This is a genomic window from Seonamhaeicola sediminis (assembly GCF_004358095.2).
Classification (GTDB): domain Bacteria; phylum Bacteroidota; class Bacteroidia; order Flavobacteriales; family Flavobacteriaceae; genus Seonamhaeicola; species Seonamhaeicola sediminis.
On sequence record NZ_SMZJ02000002.1, the window covers coordinates 307,526 to 328,424 of the forward strand.

Annotated in this window: 22 protein-coding genes; 1 reads left to right on the forward strand and 21 read right to left on the reverse strand. The window is 32.4% G+C overall.

Annotated elements, in window-relative coordinates; genetic code table 11:
- Nucleotides 1–27 precede the first annotated feature (27 nt).
- The 19 genes from E1J38_RS03980 to E1J38_RS04070 form a co-directional block, all read right to left on the reverse strand.
- Nucleotides 28–1,257, reverse strand: coding sequence for a murein hydrolase activator EnvC family protein (locus E1J38_RS03980; protein ID WP_133355733.1), 1,230 nt, complete (start codon nt 1,255–1,257; stop codon nt 28–30).
- Nucleotides 1,257–2,024 carry a lipoprotein insertase outer membrane protein LolB1 gene (lolB1, locus tag E1J38_RS03985; protein WP_133355732.1) on the reverse strand — a complete coding sequence of 256 codons (768 nt, stop codon included), beginning with the start codon at nt 2,022–2,024 and terminating at the stop codon, nt 1,257–1,259. Before lolB1 ends, E1J38_RS03980 begins: the two co-directional genes overlap by 1 nt.
- Nucleotides 2,024–3,382, reverse strand: coding sequence for a tetratricopeptide repeat protein (locus tag E1J38_RS03990; protein WP_133355731.1), 1,359 nt, complete (start codon nt 3,380–3,382; stop codon nt 2,024–2,026). Before E1J38_RS03990 ends, lolB1 begins: the two co-directional genes overlap by 1 nt.
- A 96-nt stretch (nt 3,383–3,478) precedes the next feature.
- Nucleotides 3,479–4,498, reverse strand: coding sequence for a sugar phosphate nucleotidyltransferase (locus E1J38_RS03995; protein WP_133355730.1), 1,020 nt, complete (start codon nt 4,496–4,498; stop codon nt 3,479–3,481).
- 67 nt (nt 4,499–4,565) lie between these two features.
- Nucleotides 4,566–5,000: a dUTP diphosphatase gene (gene dut, locus E1J38_RS04000; protein WP_133355729.1), complete on the reverse strand. Its 435-nt coding sequence runs from the start codon at nt 4,998–5,000 to the stop codon at nt 4,566–4,568.
- Between the two features lies 1 nt (nt 5,001).
- A complete protein-coding gene (locus tag E1J38_RS04005; protein ID WP_133355728.1) occupies nt 5,002–6,456 on the reverse strand; it encodes an oligosaccharide flippase family protein in 1,455 nt (484 codons plus the stop codon).
- 159 nt (nt 6,457–6,615) lie between these two features.
- The gene (atpG, locus tag E1J38_RS04010; protein ID WP_133355727.1) at nt 6,616–7,476 is read right to left on the reverse strand and encodes an ATP synthase F1 subunit gamma; all 861 of its coding nucleotides are present in this window, start codon (nt 7,474–7,476) and stop codon (nt 6,616–6,618) included.
- A gap of 65 nt (nt 7,477–7,541) precedes the next feature.
- Nucleotides 7,542–9,122, reverse strand: a complete 1,581-nt coding sequence (gene atpA, locus E1J38_RS04015; RefSeq protein WP_133355726.1) for a F0F1 ATP synthase subunit alpha — start codon at nt 9,120–9,122, stop codon at nt 7,542–7,544.
- A gap of 27 nt (nt 9,123–9,149) precedes the next feature.
- Complete coding sequence (atpH, locus tag E1J38_RS04020) at nt 9,150–9,686, reverse strand: ATP synthase F1 subunit delta (protein WP_133355725.1); 537 nt, start codon at nt 9,684–9,686, stop codon at nt 9,150–9,152.
- A 7-nt stretch (nt 9,687–9,693) separates the two neighbouring features.
- A complete protein-coding gene (locus E1J38_RS04025) occupies nt 9,694–10,194 on the reverse strand; it encodes a F0F1 ATP synthase subunit B (protein WP_133355724.1) in 501 nt (166 codons plus the stop codon).
- Between the two features lie 88 nt (nt 10,195–10,282).
- On the reverse strand, nt 10,283–10,474 hold the full coding sequence (gene atpE / locus E1J38_RS04030; RefSeq protein ID WP_076698954.1) for an ATP synthase F0 subunit C: 192 nt from the start codon (nt 10,472–10,474) through the stop codon (nt 10,283–10,285).
- Nucleotides 10,475–10,516: 42 nt separating this feature from the next.
- The gene (atpB, locus tag E1J38_RS04035; protein ID WP_133355723.1) at nt 10,517–11,593 is read right to left on the reverse strand and encodes a F0F1 ATP synthase subunit A; all 1,077 of its coding nucleotides are present in this window, start codon (nt 11,591–11,593) and stop codon (nt 10,517–10,519) included.
- 104 nt (nt 11,594–11,697) lie between these two features.
- A complete protein-coding gene (locus E1J38_RS04040) occupies nt 11,698–12,096 on the reverse strand; it encodes a hypothetical protein (protein WP_133355722.1) in 399 nt (132 codons plus the stop codon).
- Nucleotides 12,089–12,322 (reverse strand): AtpZ/AtpI family protein, encoded by a 234-nt coding sequence (locus tag E1J38_RS04045; RefSeq protein WP_133355721.1) that lies wholly within the window; start codon nt 12,320–12,322, stop codon nt 12,089–12,091. Before E1J38_RS04045 ends, E1J38_RS04040 begins: the two co-directional genes overlap by 8 nt.
- The gene (locus tag E1J38_RS04050) at nt 12,282–12,695 is read right to left on the reverse strand and encodes a bactofilin family protein (protein ID WP_133355720.1); all 414 of its coding nucleotides are present in this window, start codon (nt 12,693–12,695) and stop codon (nt 12,282–12,284) included. The genes E1J38_RS04045 and E1J38_RS04050 overlap by 41 nt, the downstream gene beginning before the upstream one ends.
- A 15-nt stretch (nt 12,696–12,710) precedes the next feature.
- Nucleotides 12,711–15,281 carry a type IX secretion system periplasmic lipoprotein PorW/SprE gene (gene porW / locus E1J38_RS04055; protein WP_133355719.1) on the reverse strand — a complete coding sequence of 857 codons (2,571 nt, stop codon included), beginning with the start codon at nt 15,279–15,281 and terminating at the stop codon, nt 12,711–12,713.
- Between the two features lie 106 nt (nt 15,282–15,387).
- The gene (locus tag E1J38_RS04060) at nt 15,388–16,083 is read right to left on the reverse strand and encodes an ABC transporter ATP-binding protein (RefSeq protein ID WP_133355718.1); all 696 of its coding nucleotides are present in this window, start codon (nt 16,081–16,083) and stop codon (nt 15,388–15,390) included.
- Nucleotides 16,084–16,095: 12 nt separating this feature from the next.
- Complete coding sequence (locus E1J38_RS04065; RefSeq protein WP_133355717.1) at nt 16,096–17,577, reverse strand: DUF5687 family protein; 1,482 nt, start codon at nt 17,575–17,577, stop codon at nt 16,096–16,098.
- Nucleotides 17,578–17,585: 8 nt separating this feature from the next.
- Nucleotides 17,586–17,987, reverse strand: coding sequence for a DUF2059 domain-containing protein (locus tag E1J38_RS04070; protein ID WP_133355716.1), 402 nt, complete (start codon nt 17,985–17,987; stop codon nt 17,586–17,588).
- Between the two features lie 123 nt (nt 17,988–18,110).
- Between E1J38_RS04070 and E1J38_RS04075 the strand changes: the two genes are divergently transcribed.
- Nucleotides 18,111–19,169: a ferredoxin--NADP reductase gene (locus E1J38_RS04075; protein ID WP_133355715.1), complete on the forward strand. Its 1,059-nt coding sequence runs from the start codon at nt 18,111–18,113 to the stop codon at nt 19,167–19,169.
- 18 nt (nt 19,170–19,187) lie between these two features.
- Here the strand turns inward: E1J38_RS04075 and E1J38_RS04080 are convergent, their stop codons facing one another.
- The gene (locus E1J38_RS04080) at nt 19,188–20,207 is read right to left on the reverse strand and encodes a glycosyltransferase family 9 protein (RefSeq protein WP_255449780.1); all 1,020 of its coding nucleotides are present in this window, start codon (nt 20,205–20,207) and stop codon (nt 19,188–19,190) included.
- A 78-nt stretch (nt 20,208–20,285) separates the two neighbouring features.
- Nucleotides 20,286–20,891 (reverse strand): DUF4254 domain-containing protein, encoded by a 606-nt coding sequence (locus E1J38_RS04085; protein WP_133355714.1) that lies wholly within the window; start codon nt 20,889–20,891, stop codon nt 20,286–20,288.
- Nucleotides 20,892–20,899 lie beyond the last annotated feature (8 nt).

Here is a 20,899-nt window from a genome sequence, read left to right on the forward strand (position 1 = left end):
GAAATTGGTTTAGGTTGACACTAATTGTCACATTTTGTCAATCCAGTTTGCTGGGTTTTCTTTATTCAACCCCTTAGAAATTACAAAGGTTAAAACAGTTTCTCCATTTGAAGGATTGGTATAAACCTCGCCAATAACTTGCCTTGTTGTTACTTTATCTCCTTTTTTAACGTAAATCTTAGAAAGGTTTTGGTAAATGGTAAGATAATTTCCGTGACGAATCATTACCATAGGATTGGCGTTTTTAATTTTAATAATACTGCTCACTTCTCCATTAAACACAGCAAATACTTTAGCACCTTTATTAGTAGATATACCAACACCGCTACTGTTAATAGTTAGAGATCTATCAATTTGAGATGGCTGACTTCCATACCTTCTACTTACTCTTCCACGTTCTACAGGCCAAGGTAATCTGCCTTTATTTGCTACAAAATTAGATGCTAAAACTTTTTCAGCAGGTGTTAACGCAAAACTTGTTGAAGTTCCAGATTTACCTGCTGCCTTATTAGAACTTGCAATAGCTTCCTTAATAATCTTATCAATTTCTCTATCTATTCGCGCTGCTTCACTTTGTTTTTGCCTTATTTGTAATGTATATTTTGTTAGATTCTTTCTTATAGATTTCATTAAATCTTCATGTAATCTTCGTTCTGATTCTAATGCTTTTTGTGTTACTCTATTTTCGGCAATAAGTTTCTTTTTTTCTTCCTGCTGTTTAAATAAATCATTATTCAATTCTTGTAACTCAACCGTCTTAGCTTTTATGATTTCTCCCTGTTGTCTTTGATGATTTGAATATTGCTTAATGTATTGTAAGCGTTTGTAGGCTTGTTTAAAGTCTTTTGAAGACAATAAAAACATGATTCTACTATGCTGGTTTTTACTTTTATAAGACTTAACCACCATGGCTGCATAATCTTCTTTTAACTGTTTTAATTCATCTCGTAAATTGGAAATTTTATTTTGATTCAAATTAATTTCCCTATTGATATAATTAGCTTGCTGATTAGTTACCTTAATCAAATTACCTAATACACTAATCTTATAATTGTATTCTTCTATTTGTGAAAGTTCAGAACGCTCTTTAGATCTATCCTCGGCTCTTAACTGACTTATTTTTTGTATCTCCCTTCGTAACTCTTGTCTCCTAGTTTCTAACTCTTTCCTTTTATTACTAGTTTGTGAAAAAGCCAGTGAGTTACATAACAACACTGTTAAGATTATAATTTTATATGAGATGATTCTTTTAATCATTAAAGTTTAATCTCTTTAAAACCTGATGGAATTTTAAACGGAAATCTTAAATCTTCATTCAAGGAAACATTTTTAAATTCAAGACCAATAATAAGTTCTTCATTAGCTTCAACTGCTATTACTTTTACTTTTTCTGGTAAAATTTGTTTGTCCACTTCCTGATGACTTAAATAATCTATTTGCAAATGCCTTAGTTCTTTTGGTTGCGAAATCTGCTGAGATTTTACCTTAAAAAGGAAAGGATCTAACAAAAAGAAAATTTCGAATAATTCCTGTTGCCTTTTAGGTTGAAGTATATAGGAACCCTCATCCACATAAACCTTATAATTATCTTCCTTTAAATCAAAAATAGCATCTCCTATTAATAAATTTTGAACTTTATTAAAATCAAGCTCTGTACCCAGTAATTTGCTTAAATATGTGTAATCTCCTTCAAAATAAGTGTTATCTAGTTTATTATAAAAACTAACTTTTTCTGGTGTTACTAATGCTTTTACAACCGAAAATGTGGCGCTCATCCACAAAGCCTCATCCTTTTTTGCTCTAAAACTTACAGAATGGCTTTGGGTATTCTTACCATCATCATAGGTTATTTTAAGCGTTGATTTTAAGGTTTTGTAATTAGGACTTTTTCTTGCATTTTCCTTTATTAATTGGCGCGAAGACAAGTTATAGTTAGCCTCACCTACTGCAACTGTTTTAGTAGATTTACAATTAAAAAGTAAGACCGAAAATAAAATGATATAGATTGGGGTTCTAAATGTCATTAATTAGTGTTTTGTAATTGTTTTGCCTTATCAATAAACGTTTTAGCCTTTGTGGTATTGCCTAAGAGCGTATATGCTTTACTTAATTGAGTATAAAAATCAGACTCCATTTTAGTGTCATCAATTATATAATCTAAACCAATTTCTAAAACCTCTATAGCTTCAGCAGGTTTATTTAATTGGTTATAAGACACCCCATTAATTAAATATAATAAGGGTTGTGATGGGTAATTTTCAAGCGCTTCACTACTCTTTTTATTAGCCAAATTAAACTTCTTTAAATCTAAATATAGAAGCATGATATTTTTAGATATCCCAAAATTATTAGGTTCTAATTTTAAAGCCGCTTCAAAATTTTCTAATGCTTTAGCTTTATTGCCTTTGGCCAAATAATATTGTCCCAACTCTGATAAAGTATTACTGTTATTTGTTCCTTCTACTAAAGCAGTAGCTTCTATTAAATCTGACTCATATTCTGGGTTTTCTCCAACAAAATTCACAAAATCTGTCAACACTTTTAATTTAGCTTCTGGTTTTATTTGGGTACTTTTAACCACTATTTTCATAGACTCTATAGCCTTTTCAGGTTCATCTTCTAAATAAAACTTATAAAGTGCTAAATGAACTTTTTGAGAGTTTGGATTAATTTTTAGAAGTTCTTTAGCTGTTTCAAATGCTTTTTCTTCTTGATTGTTTTGGCTGTAACGATAAATAAGAGCTAAATAATTAGATTCCTTTTCTGGGTTGTCATCAATTCGTTGCTCTAGGTTTTTAATTTGATCTTTTTTCCTTCCTGTAAGTTCGTAAATCCTATTTCGCTTTATATCTCTAGAGAAAGAAATACCATGAACGGCATCTAAATCGTCTAAAATCTTTAAAGCATCATTATACTTTTCCATTCTCATGTAAAGCGATGCTAAATCCTCTTTATAGTCTGGATGATACTCTACTAATTGTTTAACAACCTTTAAGGCTTTATCATATTCATTTTGCAAAATGTAAAACCCATATAATTCGTCTAAAAACCATTCATTATCAGGATCCTTACTTATTGCTTTTTTAAGAGCATCCTCTGCTGCTCCAAAGTTTTTTAATTTGTTATAGCTTTTTCCTAGTTCAAAATATAAAACAGGTACTGATGCGTCTAATTCAATACATTTTAAAAGTGATTCTACTGCTCTATCATAGTTTTCAATACCCTTTTGTTTCATCGCTTCATAAAAGTGCTCTTGAAATTGGTCTTCAACATTGCCTAAATCATCATCAGGAGTTTTATTAAAATCTACTTGGGCATAGGCTATCTGGGAAAGACTAAGGATTCCTATTAAAAAAAAGTATATGTAAACTTTCTTTTTCATAATTCTATTTGACATCTATACCTTTCAAAACTTTACATGATTCTGAAACAACGCTTCGAATACGCTCTGTGTAATAGTTTAGAATGACAAAATTTTTTATTCTAAAACAGAGTAATCTCCAATACTAATACTTGTAAAATTGCCATTATAAATAACGTTATTACCAATCATTGCATTATCTAAATTAGCATTTTTAATTGATGTATTGGTTTGAATTAAGCTGTTTTTAACCGTTGAATTCTCAATAACAGTGCCATTCCCGACAGACACATGAGGGCCAATGGTTGTGTTTTTGAGGACCACATTTTCTCCAACAAAACAAGGTTCTATGATTTTAGAATTTTCTAAGATTATTGAGGAAGCCACCAGTTGCTCTTCACCATCAGCCTGAAGGAAATCAAGCATTTTGCCATTAGTTTCCAAAGTAATGGCTTTATTTCCACAATCCATCCATTCGTCTACCGTGCCAGTTTTAAACACTTTCCCATCGGCCATCATACGCTTAATGCCATCATTTATTTGGTATTCTCCTCCATTTGTGATGTTCTCATCTAGAATCTCTTGAAGTTTATCTTTTAAAACCGAAACCTCTTTAAAATAATATATACCTATAACAGCTTGATCACTCACAAAAGTCTCAGGCTTTTCAACCAACTCTATTATTTCATTATTTGTATTTAACTTAACTACGCCATAAGCTTCTGGATTTTTTACTTGTTTGGTCCAAATGACACTATCTGCAACTGGATCTAAATCAAATTTCGCTCGTATTAAGGTGTCTGCATAAGCAATTACGGCAGACCCTGATAATGATGGCTTTGCACACATGATGGCGTGACCTGTGCCTAGAGGTTGGTCTTGACGATAAATAGATGCTTTAGCTCCTAAGCTTTTGGCTAATGCTTTTAAACTCTCAACAACGTCATCTCCAAACCAGGCAGGGTCACCTAATACAAAAGCGACTTCATCAATGGGTTGTTTTAATACTTTGGCAATATCTTTTACTAAACGGTGCACAATAGGTTGTCCAGCTACTGGAATTAATGGTTTTGGTACTGTTAAGCTGTGTGGACGTAGTCGAGAACCTCGACCTGCCATTGGGACTATTATTTTCATTTTATAAAGTTGATATATTTAATTGTTTATTCGTTTTATAACAAATTCACAAATTTTTCTTTTCTAATTATTTTGTTCCAGTGCTTCCAAATCCACCTTCTCCTCTCTTAGTTGAAGATAATTCTTCCACCTCTTCCCATTCCGCACGTTCATGATTAGCAATTACCAACTGTGCAATACGCTCTCCGCTTCTAATTGTAAACTCTTCATGAGATAGATTTACTAAAATAACACCTATTTCTCCTCTGTAATCTGCATCTATAGTTCCTGGGGCGTTGAGTACCGTAATTCCCTTTTTAGCTGCCAAACCACTTCTTGGACGTACTTGCGCTTCTAATCCTACTGGAAGCTCTATAAATAGACCTGTACCCACAATACTTCGCTCTAATGGTTTTAAAACTATATCTTCTGATATGTTGGCTCGTAAATCCATACCTGCCGAAGCTATAGTTTCATAATGTGGTAAATTATGACTTGACTTATTAATTATTTTAATCTGCATGTTATCTTTTTAATATTTGTTTAAGCTGATGTCTTTCTGAAAACGAAATAACACCCAAAAATACAATTAACAAGGAAATTCCAATAATATAATCTCCTCTAAATTGGTAGAACGAGAGTCCTGAGAAAAGAATTGATAAAATAAGATACAAGCCTATTTTTTTGAGATTATAAGGAATAGGGTAATACTTCCTTCCGTAGTAATATGATAAAAGCATCATAGTGCCATAAGCCATCAAAGTTGCAATAGCTGATGCTTTGTATTTATGAGCCTCAATAAACATGAAATTGATAAAAAGCGTGACAATAGCCCCTACAATGGAAATATAAGCTCCAAATTTAGTTCTATCGGTTATTTTGTACCAAACAGATAGATTGTGATAAATACCCAAGCAGAAATTAGCCAACAGAATGATTGGAACTACCCACATAGCTTCCCAATACTCTTCTTTTCTTACGATAATGGGTTTCAAAATATCTGCAAATACAACCACACTTAAAAAAATAACCGCACCTAAAGCAACGAAAAACTCAAGAATTCTAGCATAGTTCTTTTGTGGGTTCTCTGAATTTGCATGACTAAAAAAGAATGGTTCAATTCCTAATCTATAAGCGGTTGCAAACAAGGTCATGAACAATGCCAATTTGTAACAGGCAGAATACATGCCTATTTGTGTTTTTGCTATATCTTCTGGTAACAAATAGTCTAATAGAATTCTATCAAAAGTTTCATTGATGGAAAAAGCAATGCCTGCAATTAAAACAGGTAATGCATATTTCATCATACGTTTCCATAAAGCAGCATTGAAACTATATTTAACTTTCAAATATAAAGGTAACATTAATAATAGTGTGACTGCACTAGCTACTAAATTGGCTATAAAAATGTAACTAATTTCAAAGTTAGGTTGGTAAATACTTTCAAAAAACGAACTATTAAAAGCTAAATCTTTCAAGGCTAAAAGAAAGAATAAATTCAACCCAAGATTTATAGCCACATTCAAAATTTTGATGATAGCATATTTGACAGGTTTCTGGGTGGCTCTTAACCATGCAAACGGTATAATTACCAAAGCATCTAGCAATAAAATCCATATGACCAGATTGATGTATTTTACATCAATATTAATGAAAGAAGCTATTTGCTCCTGACATAGTAAAGCGATAATAAAAAACCCAATAGATGAAATTACTAAGGAAATAGCCGACGTACCAACTACACTGTTTTTATCATTTTCCTTATTAAAAAATCTGAAAAAGGCCGTTTCCATGCCATAGGCTAGAACAACATTGAATAAAACGAAATAGGAAAAAATAACTGAGACCTCTCCATACTCTGCAACTGAGGGTAAAACAGCGGTATATAAAGGCACTAGTAAAAAACTCAACATTCTTGGTAGCACTGTGGCTAAACCATAAATAAATGTTTGTTTGAATAATGTTTTTAACCCGCTCAACTAACGATTGTTTATCAGCTAAAAATACGTTTTTAGCTAACGTAAAACAAACAGTTTAAAGTATAAGATGTTTTAAAAAAAAGCCTTACTTTTCAAGTAAGGCTAAAGTTAATTTTAAGATGCTGAAACAATCCCAATAGCTATCGGGACAGCAGACACTTAGTTATTTAATGCTTCGGCACCACCAACAATTTCTAAAATTTCATTGGTAATAGCAGCTTGACGTGCTTTGTTATAGGTTAATTTCAACTGGTCTCTTAACTCTGTTGCATTATCAGTTGCTTTGTGCATTGCAGTCATACGGGCACCATGTTCACTAGCAAACGAGTCTCTTACCGCTTTGTATAGTTGTGTTTTTAAAGACTTAGGTATCAATTGCTCAACAATCTCTACTTTTGAAGGTTCAAAAATATAGTCGGCATTAGTATTTGATGCTCCTTCAACTGGTACAATAGGTAAAAACTGTTCTGTAGTTACTATTTGGGTAGCTGCATTTTTAAATCTGTTGTAAACCAATTCAACTTTATCAAACTCACCTTCAACAAACTTATCCATAATAGATTGCGCAATTTCAGCAACATTATCAAAGGTTAAATCATCAAAAACAGTACTGTGATTTGCAGTAATTTTACCTGTTTTCTTAAAAGCATCATTGGTCTTTTTACCAATAGCTAGATAAGAAACCTCCTGATTAGTATAAGTCTCTTTTGTTAATCTGATAACTTCTTTAATTATATTAGAGTTGAAAGCACCACACAAACCTCTATTTGAAGTAATAGCAACAATAAGTACTTTTTTAACCTCTCTTTGAGTTGAAAATTTGCTTCCAGAATCTGCATCTAAAGTAGCACTTAAACTTTGTAAAAGTTCGGTTAACTTATCTGCATAAGGACGCATTGCAGTAATGGCATCTTGTGCTTTCTTTAACTTTGCAGCCGATACCATTTTCATGGCACTGGTAATCTGCATAGTTGAAGACACCGATGATATTCTGTTACGTATTTCTTTTAAGTTTGCCATTCTTTATTTTTATAAAGACTCTTCGACTGCGCTCAGAGTGACATTAATTTTAAATTTTGAACTTTTTAAGCTCTATACTTTCCTGCTAAGTCTTTACATACACTTGTTAAAGTATCTGTAACCTCATCAGTTAATTTACCTGCTTTTAAAGTATCTAAAATATCTCTATGTTTAGCATTTAGGAATTCAATAAAATCTCTTTCAAATTCTTTTACTTTCTCTACAGGAACATCTCTTAATAAGTTTTTAGATCCAGCATAAATGATTGCAATTTGATCTTCAACCGTAAATGGATCGTTTTGAGCTTGCTTTAAGATTTCAACATTACGTTTACCTTTTTCAATTACATTTAATGTAGCTGCATCAAGGTCTGAACCAAACTTCGCAAAAGCTTCTAACTCACGAAACTGTGCTTGATCTAATTTTAATGTACCAGCTACTTTTTTCATAGATTTAATCTGGGCATTACCACCTACACGAGATACAGAAATACCTACGTTAATTGCAGGACGCACACCAGAGTTAAATAAATCTGATTCTAAGAAAATTTGTCCGTCTGTAATAGAAATTACGTTTGTTGGGATGTATGCTGATACGTCTCCTGCTTGTGTTTCAATAATTGGTAAAGCTGTTAAAGAACCGCCTCCTTTTACCATTGGTTTCAATGATTCTGGAAGGTCATTCATGTCTTTAGCTATAGAATCATCATTAATCACTTTTGCAGAACGCTCTAATAGTCTTGAGTGTAAGTAGAAAACGTCTCCAGGATACGCCTCACGTCCTGGTGGACGACGTAATAATAATGACACCTCACGATACGCTACTGCTTGTTTAGATAAATCATCATAAATAATTAAAGCTGGACGACCCGTATCTCTAAAATACTCACCAATTGCAGCACCCGCCATTGGCGCGTATACTTGCATTGGTGCAGGGTCTGATGCATTTGCTGCTACAATAGTTGTATAAGCAAGAGCTCCTCTTTCTTCTAATACTTTTGCAATATTTGCAACTGTAGATGCTTTTTGACCTACAGCAACATAGATACAATATACAGGCTCACCTGCATCATAAAATTCTTTTTGATTTAAGATGGTATCAATACAAACTGTGGTTTTACCAGTTTGACGGTCACCAATAACCAACTCACGCTGACCTCTACCAACAGGAATCATAGCATCAATAGATTTGATACCAGTTTGTAGTGGTTCTGTTACAGGCTCACGGAAAATTACCCCTGGTGCTTTACGCTCTAAAGGCATTTCGTAAGTATCTCCAGAAATTGGACCTTTACCATCAATAGGGTTACCTAATGTATCAACAACTCGACCAACAATCCCTTCTCCTACATTAATAGAAGCAATTCTACCGGTACGTTTTACCGTAGATCCTTCTCTCACTCCTACTGAAGGGCCTAACAACACGATACCTACGTTATCTTCTTCCAAGTTCAGTACAATACCTTCTAAACTGCCATCAAATTCTACTAACTCACCATATTGTGCATTAGCTAATCCGTAAGCACGTACAATACCATCACCTACTGTTAATACTGTTCCTACTTCATCTAATGAAGCACTAGCTTCAAAACCTGAAAGTTGTTGTTTTAAGATTGCTGATATTTCAGCTGGTTTTACTTCTGCCATCTTATTATTTATTTAGATATAAATATCTTAGTTTAATGTAAATTCTCTTTTCAATTTATTAAGCTGATTAGCAATACTTGCATTGTATTGTATATCACCTATGCGTAAAATGAAACCACCTATAATGCTTTCATCTAAAATATTTTCTACTTCTATATCTTTTCCTGTAAGTTCTTTAGCTTTTGCTAAAACTTTTTTCTTTAAGGCATCTGTTATTGCTACTGCAGTTGTAACAGTTGCCAACTCAATTCCTTTAGATTGATCGAATAATTGATTGTATTTAACAGCAACATCACCTAAAAGATCTACTCTATTGTTATTGATTAAAGTTTCAATTAAGCTTAAAGTTGCTTTATTAGACTTTTTGAAAACCTCTAACAAAACAGATTTCTTAATTGATGAACTTATTATAGGACTTTGAAGCATCTCGTTTAAATCTTGACTTTCTGCAATAGTAGCAGCAATTAACTTCATATCACTATTAACAGTGTCGGCTGCTTTTTGATCTAAAGCTAAACTTAAAATTGCTTTGGCGTAACGTATGGCTGCTCTTGTTCCTGACATAGTCCTATTAGTTTAATTTAGCTTCACCTAACATAGACTCAACTAATTTTAATTGTTTGTCTTTGTTAGATAATTCTTGACGCACCACTTTTTCTGCTATATCTAAAGAAATTCCAGCTACTTGACTTTTAAGTTCTGCCATAGCCGCTTTCTTTTCACTTTCAATAGCATCTTGCGCTTGCTTAATCATTTTATTAGCTTGATCTTGAGCTTCTCCCTTAGCATCTTCAATCATTTTGTTTTTGATATCACGCGCTTCTTTAAGCATTTCCTCACGTTCTGCTCTAGCTTCTTTTAATAGCTTTTGATTATCTGCTTGAAGGTTCTCCATCTCTTTCTTTGCGTTTTCTGCAGCCTCCAAAGCATTTTTAATACCTTCCTCTCTATTGTTTACAGAATCTAAAATTGGCTTCCATGCAAATTTTCTTAGTAAGAATACTAAAGCTAAAAATAGTACTGCTTGCCAAAAAAATAACCCTAAAGAAAACCCTCCAAATAATTCTTCCATAATTACTTAATATATATTTCTAAAAAAATTTCTGTTTAATTCTAAAAAGAACAGCTATAACCAACCGTTATAGCTGTTTCTTTGTTTGTTATACTGCAAATAAAGCAGCAAATCCAATACCTTCAATAAGCGCCGCTGCAATAAGCATTGCTGTTTGAATTTTACCTGTAGCTTCTGGTTGACGAGCAATTGCTTCCATTGCAGAACCACCAATCTTACCGATTCCGATACCTGCTCCAATTACTACTAAACCTGCTCCTACGATAGCTGGAATTTCCATAATAAATATATTTAAAAATTAAACGTTCAACTTTTAAAACACTTAGTGATGATCATGGTCTTCTACTGCCATTCCAAAATAAAGTGCCGATAATACTGTAAAAATATAGGCTTGTAAAGCTGCTACTAACAACTCTAAAATACCTAAAACAAATGCTAATAAAAATGATAACGAACTACCTAACCAATTATTAAAAATAAACATCATTCCAATAATGCTCATGAGTACTACGTGACCAGCAGTAATGTTTGCGTATAAACGAATCATTAATGCAAACGGTTTAATAATAGTTCCTAATAATTCAATAGGTGCTAAAATAATTTTCATTGGAACTGGCACACCTGGCATCCAGAAAATGTGTTTCCAATAATTCTTGTTACCAGAAAATGTGGTAATTAAATAGGTTATAAGCGCTAAGCATAACGTTACAGCAATGTTATTTGTTACATTCATCCCTATGGGTGTTAACCCAAAAAGGTTTACAATCCAAACAAAGAAAAACACCGTTAACAAGTAACTCATATATTTCTTATATTTCTTTTCTCCAATGTTTGGAATAGCAATCTCATCACGAACATAAAGAACAATGGGCTCTAAGAATCGCCCTGTACCTTTTGGCATACCGTTGTTCTTTTTATAGGATTTAGCCATTCTACTAAACATAAAGAACATGATAGCAAAAACCATAGCAATTAAAACCACGTTTTTAGTTATTGAAAAATCCAAAGGCTTTTGGTTTGTAGCATGATGATGGTCGTCTTCAATAATCTCTCCATTAGGACCATCAACTTTATAAATTTTTCCGTGGTGTAGCTTGTAATAACTTCCGCCTGCTTCTGCAACAGTCTCTCCATGATGAAACTTGGATGATGAAAACACTTTCAATCCATTATCCCAGAGGATTACTGGTAATGGAAATCCAAAATGTTTTTCGCCGTTATCGTAAGAAAACAGGTTAAAATCATAAGAATCCAATAAATGATGTTGAATATATTCTTTAATTTCAGTCTTTAAATCAGACCCCGATTCTTCATGTTTTACATCTTCTTTAGCAAAAGAGATGAAGGTAATTAGAAGTAGTAATAATGTAACGGGCTTAAAAGCTATTTTTTTTCGCATATCACTTTAGATAATAGTGGCTTAAAAATCGCTGCAAAGGTATGCTTTTATCTCAAAAACAAAAATAATTTTGCTTTTAATTTCAACAGATGTGTTTCAAGGGGTTACGAAGTGGTTTCGTCTAATTTATTTAACCATTTACCAAGACTAATAGTTTCAATAACGAGACCTAATAAATAGGGTATAAAGAACGAGGCAAATTCTAGGGTAGATATATCTCCGTCTTGTTTGAAAAGTGGCTGAAATACAATAAAGAATATAGCAAATTTTATAAGACTTCCAGCCAAAAATAAAAACCCTAACTGACTTTTGTATTTTCTTCTGAGTAGATATAATACCCCAAAAACCACAATTACTAGTATCAAGTTTATGGAATAAGAGAGAGTAACATAATTTTCAAACAAGGGTAGTTTTAACAAATAAAGTATCCCTAGGTGAAACAAAAAGGCTATTGCAAAAAGTATAACCGATTTGATTACAAAACGAATAAATGTATTAGTCATTGTTTAATCTGTTAAGCTGTTTAACTACAGCATAAAGAGAAATGGCAACACCTGATAGTGTTGTGATTATTATGAATAGTTTATCGCCGTGGTTGTATTTAGTATCTAACCACCTACCCAAAAGCACAAATAAGTATATGGTAACACCCATTTGAATAGCAACACCTGTTAAAATGGCGGCGTTTTTAAGCTGTTTTTTCGGTTTCCGGTTTTCTTTGTCCTCCATTATTCATTTCTTTAACCGTTCCTTTCATAACACAGGTTACGTTAAAGTTTGCTCCCGGTTCAACAGCTAGTTTTCCAACTACAACTTCTCCTTCAATATGAGCTGAAGATTTTAAAGTCAATGTACCAGATAATGCTAGTTTACCTGAAAACTTACCTTCAAAATAAGCATCGGTACCTTGCAATGTACCTTTTATAAGTCCTGACTTACCAACTACTACTTTACCTGTAGTTTTAACATTACCTTCAATCATACCATCAACTCTGAAATCGCCTTCACTATTTAGATCACCTGTTAGTTTGGTACCTTTTGCAACAATATTTTGGCTAGATGTATTTTCTACCATTTTATCTTTTTTATTATCAGAAAACATAGTCCAAATTAAAATTTAATTATTATCAACACTCAAATAAGCATCCAAGTTTTTATGAATTTGGATAATTTGATAATTTTCAGAAGCTATAGCAAAATAGGGTTTTTTAATTTTTCTTTTATCTTCTTTGTTTAAAAGTTGATTAAATGTTTTAGCTACTTGAGCATTTTTTAAACCATGAACCACTACAAAAATAGTATTTTCATTATATACATCAACTGAGGACGTCAACTCATAATATTTAACATTTTTAAGAACCTCATCTAGTACTTCTTTAAATTCTGTAATATCTTCTTTTTTGGGTTTATCAAATCTAAAAATCACTTTATAATGCCTTGAAACCTCCCCATTCTCTTCAACAAACTCATTATTAACCAATTTTGGTAACACATTCAATTCAATGTTTTGAGCTTGTTGACCTTCTTCTGTATTAGCATAAGTAATTGCTAAATAATTTATAGCTTTTTGATATGCATCATAACCGTATAGTCTACCAGCAGCCGTGGCTTTTAAAAGTTCGAATTTTGGTACAATAGGTTCTCCGTCAAAAAAATTGATATATTCTTCACTTTTAGATATAACTGTAGTAAACTCTTGATTTTCAAACTTTTCATAAAGCGCTTCATACAAACTCTCGGGGCTATCCTTATCATATTGCGAAACCAATTCTGGATTACTCAAAATGATAGCATATCGTGAGTTTGAGTAATTTTTTATAATATCGTTTTTAGCTATAGAAGCCTCATCATTTTCCCCTAAAGCTTCGTATATTTTATATAGATTATATTTCGAAGGTAGTATTAATCGTTCTTCTGGATTACTCTTTAATAAATCCTGAAACTTATCCTTTGCTAAATTAAGTTCTTTAAATTTTTCTTTATAAATAAGCCCCAACTGGTAGTAAGCATAGTTTCTTTCTTTTGAAATGCTATCAATTACCTTTTCATCAGTAGGTATTTTAGAAATATAAAATTGCGGATCGTACAGCTCTTCTTCAGTAGCTATAGCCAAAACATCAGCAGTTGAAATAGAAGAAGTACCTCCAGTACTACTTTTATTAGACCAACGCCAATTATCTTCTAAAGGTCTATCTCCCCAAATTTTAACAAATTCATTTTTACCATAAGCAACCGTTGTTGGGTTATAAAAATAAAATAAAGCTTCTTGGCCTGGTAAACCAATTTGCGAGGATGGTGGGCCTCCAAATTTATTATTAACTGTTACTATACCTTTGTTTCGGTCTATAGCTTCTTGTCTTTCTTGTGCCTTTTGTTCTTCTTCTGCCTTTTGTTTTAGTTTTTCAATAAAGGCTTCAAAAAAAGCAACTCTCTTTGTTTCTGGTAAGTTTACTAGATTTAAAATACTATCGTTAACCTGAGCAAGGTCTTCATAATAAATAACATCTTCTAAGTTATCCCTTTTACGTTTTATAATTCTGTAAGGTTTAGAATTTAACTCTAAACTTGTCATGGTGCTATCATAATACAAACCAGCATCTCTATATAATGATTCATCAAAATTTATATCACCTAAAATTTCATAGTTTTTGGCATTTAGAATCTTGTCTTTTGATCTAGTTCTTAAAGATTTATTGAAATAAGAAACCGCTAAAGAATCCGATTGATTTTTAAGATGATAAGCTCCTACCTGATGATAAATCTTGTCTAAGAATGGTCTATTCTCTCTGTTTTCCTCTAGCTCTGCAAGTAATTCAGAAACTTCTAACTTATTACCCTTATCATAATCGAAGTTTTTAATTTTTTCGAGATGAGCACTAATCATATAGATTCTTGGCGTTTTTCTATTAAGTTCAATCACTTTATCAAATGCTATATTAGCACTGTCTTTGTAACCTAATTCATTATATAACTGCCCTTGAATAAACCTGTAACGACCGCGTTCTTCATCACTTTTTGTAGCCTTTGAAGCAATTTCTAACTGAGTAATAGCACTATCTGTTGCTTTGGTATTTAAATACGCCTGAGCTAATATAGAGGCAGCATCGGCTAAATCCTGACCTTTCAATGTTTCTTGGTAAAGCAGTCGTTTTAAATTTTTAATAGCCTGTTCATTGTTTTCTAAACGAATATTAGCTTTTTCTCTCCAAATTTTAGCTTGATTAATTTTATCACTAGCAGGGTACTTGTACAATATATGATTAAATGCTTCTAATGCTGGTATAAAACGTTGGTCAAAGTACCTAGCTTTTCCTAAAAGGAGATAAGCTTCATCTATTTGAGGGTTTCTTTCCTTACCACCAATTGTCATACTGTGCTTTTGAATGGCTTTTACCGCTTTTTCTTCAGCAATAGTAAAATCTTCATTTTTAGATTGTCCGGGAAGCATGATTTCATCTGTTACTTCCATGCGCTCTATGGGAAGAATATCCCAATAATTATCAAAATAATTTTCATTGAGATTATTTCTTCCTTGTTCTAACGCGTTATATCCGTTGTAAAGCGCATTGAACTCAGCAGTAATAGCATGATAATTTCTACTAATGAATTTATCCTTTTTCCTAGAACAACTTAATATAGTAAAAGCAGCAAAAACAAAGACAGATATACTTCTAAAAGATGTGTTCAAAGTTGGTGGTTTTAGTCATTTAAATAACTGAAAAGTCCAGTTATTATTATACACAAACGTAAAAATAAACATCTTTTCTTATAAACCTAATAAATTAAAATAGCTTTTAACTGGCAAAGTGAGCTTCTAATTCTTTTAAAGTAGCTTCGCTGGTTACTAAATCTTTAACTATCCTCCCTTTTTCAAGTACTACAATGCGGTCACAAACATCAGTAACATGCATTAAATCATGACTTGAAATTAAGATGGTGACCCCTTTTTTTTCGGCTAAATCTTTAATAATTCCTTTCAGCCTAATCTGAGTTGTTGGATCAAGATTAGCAAAAGGCTCATCAAGAATAATTACCTCAGGATTTCCAATTAAAGCGGCCACTATACCCACTTTTTTTTGATTCCCTTTACTAAGGTCTCTTAAGTATTTTTTTTGCCCTAAAATTTCGCCATGAAAAAAGTCTTCAAACTGAGCTACTAAAGTATCTATGTCAGCTTTATTCTGTCCGCGTAACTCACCAATAAAGTAAAAATATTCTTCTGGAGTGAGGTAACCTATTAAAAAACTTTCATCTATAAATGCAGACGTAAATGGTTTCCACGCTTCGCTCTCATTAACCTGAATATCATTGTTCACTATATGGCCCGTTGTTGGTTGAATTAAATCGAGTAACAAACTAAAATATGTTGTCTTTCCAGCACCGTTGTTTCCTACCAGTCCAAAGCTTTGTCCTTTCGGGATGTTTAACGATTCAATATTTAAAACCTCGTTATTTTTATATTTTTTTGAAAGATTTGATGTAGTTATCATGATTTCTTGATATTAATTTTCTTGATTGAAAGCATCAATCATTTTATATTTTGATTTTGTGTATTTTAATGTAATGGATCTCATTAACTTTTGATGAAATACAATACCTATTACACCAAATAATGCTAAAATAGCACAGGCAATTTCAAAATTTGTTATAAAATAAAGAAGAGCAAATAGCCCCATTGGAAGTAACAATAAAGGAATACCTATAAGCCACTGAACAGCACCAGTGCCTTGATAGTTAAAAGCTGCTTTTTGATCTAAATTTATCTTTTTTCGGTTAAATGAGCCACCATACAAAATCACATGTGTATTCACTCCAATATTATAAATAGCCGCTACAAAATGTGCTATTAAAACCTTCCAACCAAAATACACGTAAGGAATTCCCAGAACAAAAAGAACTACTACACTAAATGCCATTAGTGTAAATTTAGATTTTAAATATTGTTCATACTTAATATTTTGACTCATTAAAAGTTTATAGTAGCCACTATCCCAAGCCGGTATAAATTGGCCAAAACTAATAAGGAAAATCCCTGTTGAAAAAACCCCTATAAGCATAAAAAACCACGGTAAATCTTGATAGGTAGGTTGTGGGTAAAAAAATAAGCCATAAAACAAGCCCATTAATAAAATCCAAACCGACGACTTGGTACGTTTATTTCTCCAAATCATTTTTAAATCTAACTGAAGAAAAGGTGCAATATCCCCAAAACTTTTAGTCCATTCTAGATTTGCCGCATTAACCTCTTTTACTTTTTCTTTTAAACCGCTATCTAAATAGAGTTTCTTAATGAGTATGTTAAAGTTGAATCCGTATAAAACACCCAAAATAGCAACAGGAGTTATTAAATAATAAGGGTTTTCAGAAATTCCTGTTACAGCTTTAGACATTAAACTGGCTAAATCAATAACATCAAAATGATTAAGTCCATAAAGAATACTTGTTAAAAGAATTATTGGTAAAAATGATAATTCTCTTTCTGCTGAAAGACTTTCAATAATAAAGTTTAAGAAGTTATTAATGAGAATAAGCAATATTAACATAACCCACCACGCAATAACAACTGATGTGTTGGTGTAACCTTTAACTATTAAGAGAATACCAAAAGGTATTATAGTAAGTAGTGGTAAGAAATTAACAAATGAAACCATTGACTTTCTAAGTACATAGTTAACAATCTGACTCCTATTTACTGGCAGTGTTAAAAAGGGTTTCACAGTCATTACAGGGAGCTTTTGAAAGAAAAATCTAATTAATAAATCTCCTAAAAACCAAAAGAAGATTAAACCATTAAAAAATAAAAACGGGTCGGTTTCAGGTTGTTCCTTTTCTAAATAGAGCATTAGCAAAAAACCAGAGCCCGCAAAAATCATTGCCAAATACAATGCAAAAAAGCCCATAAATATTTTTATGGCTAAACTTTTTCCAAAAGAAGCAGACCTAAAAAATGATTTCCATTCTAAGCTTATAAAGTGCTTTACCATAGCAATCTCTATTTATATTTTTGTGCTATGGCCTGTACTTCCATTCCCCATGTTTGTCCTGCCATCATAGATTTTTGAGCCAACCCTAATTGTTTTTTAGCTAATTTCTTTCCTAAATCAGTATTGTAAAAGGCTGTTAGTTCTTTTATTTCATCTTGGGTAAACTCCTCCATATAAAGTTCTGCTATTTTATTATAAATACCCCCTAATGTTGCTTCTGCTTCTTTTAAATAAGCTTCTTTGTTGGCTTCAGAAACCATCATACCCAGTTGGTCTATAGCATTTTCAAACGCAGCTCCAGATCCCGTAAGCTTTATGAATTCAATAGTTTCATTTTTAAACTCTTCACTGTCTTGAGCTTGAAGAACTAGTGTAAATATTAGAGCAAATACTAAAAATGTATTTTTCATGATTAAATAGGATTTTGGTTAATAATTTATATGGCACAAACGTTTGTAAAGCTTTTTGTGTAAATGTTACAATAAAAATTAAAATAACAAACATACTTCATTATTTTTGTCAAAAACATTTGTATGTCTTCATTCCATAAACTTAGCGTTAAAAATATAAAAAGAGAAACTAATAAAGCTGTTAGTATTAGTTTTAATGTTCCTGAAAATTTAAAAGAACAATTTACCTTTAAAGCAGGTCAATATATTACGCTAAAAACAACTATAAATGGAAATGAGGTACGGCGTGATTACTCTCTGTGTGTTTCTCCTAAAAGTAATGAGCTAAAAGTAGCAGTAAAAGAAGTAGAGGATGGCACGTTTTCAGCTTATGCCAACAAAGCGTTACAAGTAGGCGACACCTTAGAAGTTGCTCCCCCTAAAGGACGATTTATTTTTGAACCTAATGATAAAAAAACCAAAAACATTGCCCTTTTTGCTGCTGGAAGTGGGATTACGCCCATTTTAAGCATTATTAAATGCGCTCTAGAAGAAGAAATTCTCAGCAAAGTCATTCTGGTTTATGGAAATAAAACTACTAATGATACTATGTTCTTAAATGAACTTTTAGAACTTCAACATGAGTTTAAAGACCGCTTTTCTATTCAATTTATATTTAGTCAAAAAGATGAAGACAATGCACTTTTTGGACGTATAGAGAAAAGCACCGTTAACTACGTAATGAAAAATAAACACAAAGATGTTGAGGTTGATGCTTATTACCTTTGTGGGCCCGAAGCTATGATTCATGCTGTAAAAGACGTACTTACAGACAATGAAATAGCAGAAGATCGCATTTATTTTGAACTTTTTAAAGCTGCAAAACCCGACGAGATAAGTGATGAAGTTGCTACAGCAGATGGTAAAACCAAAATTACCGTAATTGTAGATGATGAAGAAACCACCTTTGAAATGTCTCAAAAACAAACCGTTCTGGAAGCTGCTCTTGATGAAGACCTAGATGCTCCTTATTCATGTCAAGGAGGTATTTGTAGTAGCTGCTTAGCTAGAATTAAAGAAGGTAATGCTTCTATGCGACAAAACAATATTTTAACCGACAATGAAGTTGCCGAAGGTTTAATACTTACCTGTCAAGCCATTCCAACATCATCTGTTTTGGTAGTTGATTATGATGATGTATAATTCTGCAAAGATTGAAAATTAAAGTATAGATTTTATTTTTTCTACAACAGCATTAGGAGGAATGCTTCCTGAAGCTCTCTCATAACCTTCAGGATATTTGTTCCCATAAATAGAGGTGGGGATTTCTGGATATTGGCTCTTGTCTGCTAAAAGCATATAATCTTCAGGTTGATTAAACGGTGTAAAACCAGCATAAGGATGCGTTACCCCCCAAATAGTAATAGTTTTTACACCTAACATAGCTGCTATATGGCCATTTCCAGAATCCATAGATAGCATCACATTCAAATTAGAAATTATATCTAATTCTTGGTCCAACGAAAGTTTACCCGCAACGTTTATAACGTTTTCAAATTTACTTTCAAAACCGTTTAGAATTTCAATCTCTTGTTTTCCTCCTCCAAAAAGAACAACACGATGTGTTTTTGATAATATTTCAATAACCTGTTCCATTAAATCTAACGGATACATTTTACTTTCATGGGCCGCAAAAGGTGCTATACCAATACATTTTTTTGTGTTCCCTCCTAAAAGCTTTAGAGTTTTATCATTCAGGCTAACTTTTTCAGGAAAACTTGGGTTTGATAAAACTATTGTATAACCAAGTCTTTCGAAAACATCAACATAACGTTGATGTGTGGTTTTTAATGGCTCAAAAATTTTACCAGAAACGAGAGCTTTCTTTTCCTTCCGCCCTTTATCAATTTGAACAAATGGCGTTCCTGATAGAAAAATTTTTAACGTTTTACTCCTCAAAACATTATGTAAATCTACTACAGCATCAACTTTTAACCTTTTTAATTCCTTAGATAGCTTGTATAAACCAACAATGCCTTTGTGTTTTCCTTTAACCTCAGCAGGAAAAACCGAAACATTAGGTAATGCTCTAAAAAAAGGACTAAAAATAGATTTTGTTAGAACAGTAATCTTTACGTTAGGATATTGCTCTGTAAATGCCCTTAAAACAGGAACAGTCATAGCCACATCTCCCATAGCAGAAAGACGAATTACTAGAATATGTTTTTTTGTTTTAGACATAAAGTGTATTATGCCATATTGAGTGTAGTAGTGATATTTTTAAGTTAAGAATTTCACCTCGTTTAGAATGACAAATTATCATTTCTGTGAACGTAATACAGGATTTAGCTCATCATCATTGTACATTTTCATTTGCTTATACACTTTCATATACTTGTCGCCTTTTTCAATATCACTTAAAAGTGTGTCAATAGCTGTTGATAAATCTACACGTTGCTCCAATAAAACACCAAGTTTTTTTTGGCAAGCTTCTCTGTGGGCATCAGAAGCATCTGTACGGGTAGCTTCTTCATTCATGTGATAAACTTTTAATGCTAAGATTGATAATCTATCAATACCCCAAGCCGGACTTTCGGTATTAATGGTAGCATCATCTTTTACGGTAACATCTTTAAATTTTTCCAAAAAATAACTGTCTATATACTCAACCATATCTGTTCTATCCTGATTAGACGCATCAATTTGTCGCTTCAAAGTTAAAGCTGCTACCGGGTCTATTTGAGGGTCTCTAATAATATCTTCGTAATGCCATTGTACGGTATCAATCCAGCACTTTCTGTACAACAAATGTTCAATTAAGTTGTCTTTTCCATAAGGGTTTTTAAACGGTTGATCCACAGTGTCTATTTTGTGATATTCTTCAATAACTTGTTGAAAAATTTTATTGGCTTTACTAGTAAACATAATATGGT

Excerpts from the sequence above, each read along its gene's own strand:
- E1J38_RS03980 (WP_133355733.1), bottom strand. The coding sequence starts at position 1,257 with ATGATTAAAAGAATCATCTCATATAAAATTATAATCTTAACAGTGTTG.
- lolB1 (WP_133355732.1), bottom strand. The coding sequence starts at position 2,024 with ATGACATTTAGAACCCCAATCTATATCATTTTATTTTCGGTCTTACTT.
- E1J38_RS03990 (WP_133355731.1), bottom strand. The coding sequence starts at position 3,382 with ATGAAAAAGAAAGTTTACATATACTTTTTTTTAATAGGAATCCTTAGT.
- E1J38_RS03995 (WP_133355730.1), bottom strand. The coding sequence starts at position 4,498 with ATGAAAATAATAGTCCCAATGGCAGGTCGAGGTTCTCGACTACGTCCA.
- dut (WP_133355729.1), bottom strand. The coding sequence starts at position 5,000 with ATGCAGATTAAAATAATTAATAAGTCAAGTCATAATTTACCACATTAT.
- atpG (WP_133355727.1), bottom strand. The coding sequence starts at position 7,476 with ATGGCAAACTTAAAAGAAATACGTAACAGAATATCATCGGTGTCTTCA.
- atpA (WP_133355726.1), bottom strand. The coding sequence starts at position 9,122 with ATGGCAGAAGTAAAACCAGCTGAAATATCAGCAATCTTAAAACAACAA.
- atpH (WP_133355725.1), bottom strand. The coding sequence starts at position 9,686 with ATGTCAGGAACAAGAGCAGCCATACGTTACGCCAAAGCAATTTTAAGT.
- E1J38_RS04025 (WP_133355724.1), bottom strand. The coding sequence starts at position 10,194 with ATGGAAGAATTATTTGGAGGGTTTTCTTTAGGGTTATTTTTTTGGCAA.
- atpE (WP_076698954.1), bottom strand. The coding sequence starts at position 10,474 with ATGGAAATTCCAGCTATCGTAGGAGCAGGTTTAGTAGTAATTGGAGCA.
- atpB (WP_133355723.1), bottom strand. The coding sequence starts at position 11,593 with ATGCGAAAAAAAATAGCTTTTAAGCCCGTTACATTATTACTACTTCTA.
- E1J38_RS04040 (WP_133355722.1), bottom strand. The coding sequence starts at position 12,096 with ATGACTAATACATTTATTCGTTTTGTAATCAAATCGGTTATACTTTTT.
- E1J38_RS04045 (WP_133355721.1), bottom strand. The coding sequence starts at position 12,322 with ATGGAGGACAAAGAAAACCGGAAACCGAAAAAACAGCTTAAAAACGCC.
- E1J38_RS04050 (WP_133355720.1), bottom strand. The coding sequence starts at position 12,695 with ATGTTTTCTGATAATAAAAAAGATAAAATGGTAGAAAATACATCTAGC.
- E1J38_RS04060 (WP_133355718.1), bottom strand. The coding sequence starts at position 16,083 with ATGATAACTACATCAAATCTTTCAAAAAAATATAAAAATAACGAGGTT.
- E1J38_RS04065 (WP_133355717.1), bottom strand. The coding sequence starts at position 17,577 with ATGGTAAAGCACTTTATAAGCTTAGAATGGAAATCATTTTTTAGGTCT.
- E1J38_RS04070 (WP_133355716.1), bottom strand. The coding sequence starts at position 17,987 with ATGAAAAATACATTTTTAGTATTTGCTCTAATATTTACACTAGTTCTT.
- E1J38_RS04075 (WP_133355715.1), top strand. The coding sequence starts at position 18,111 with ATGTCTTCATTCCATAAACTTAGCGTTAAAAATATAAAAAGAGAAACT.
- E1J38_RS04080 (WP_255449780.1), bottom strand. The coding sequence starts at position 20,207 with ATGTCTAAAACAAAAAAACATATTCTAGTAATTCGTCTTTCTGCTATG.
- E1J38_RS04085 (WP_133355714.1), bottom strand. The coding sequence starts at position 20,891 with ATGTTTACTAGTAAAGCCAATAAAATTTTTCAACAAGTTATTGAAGAA.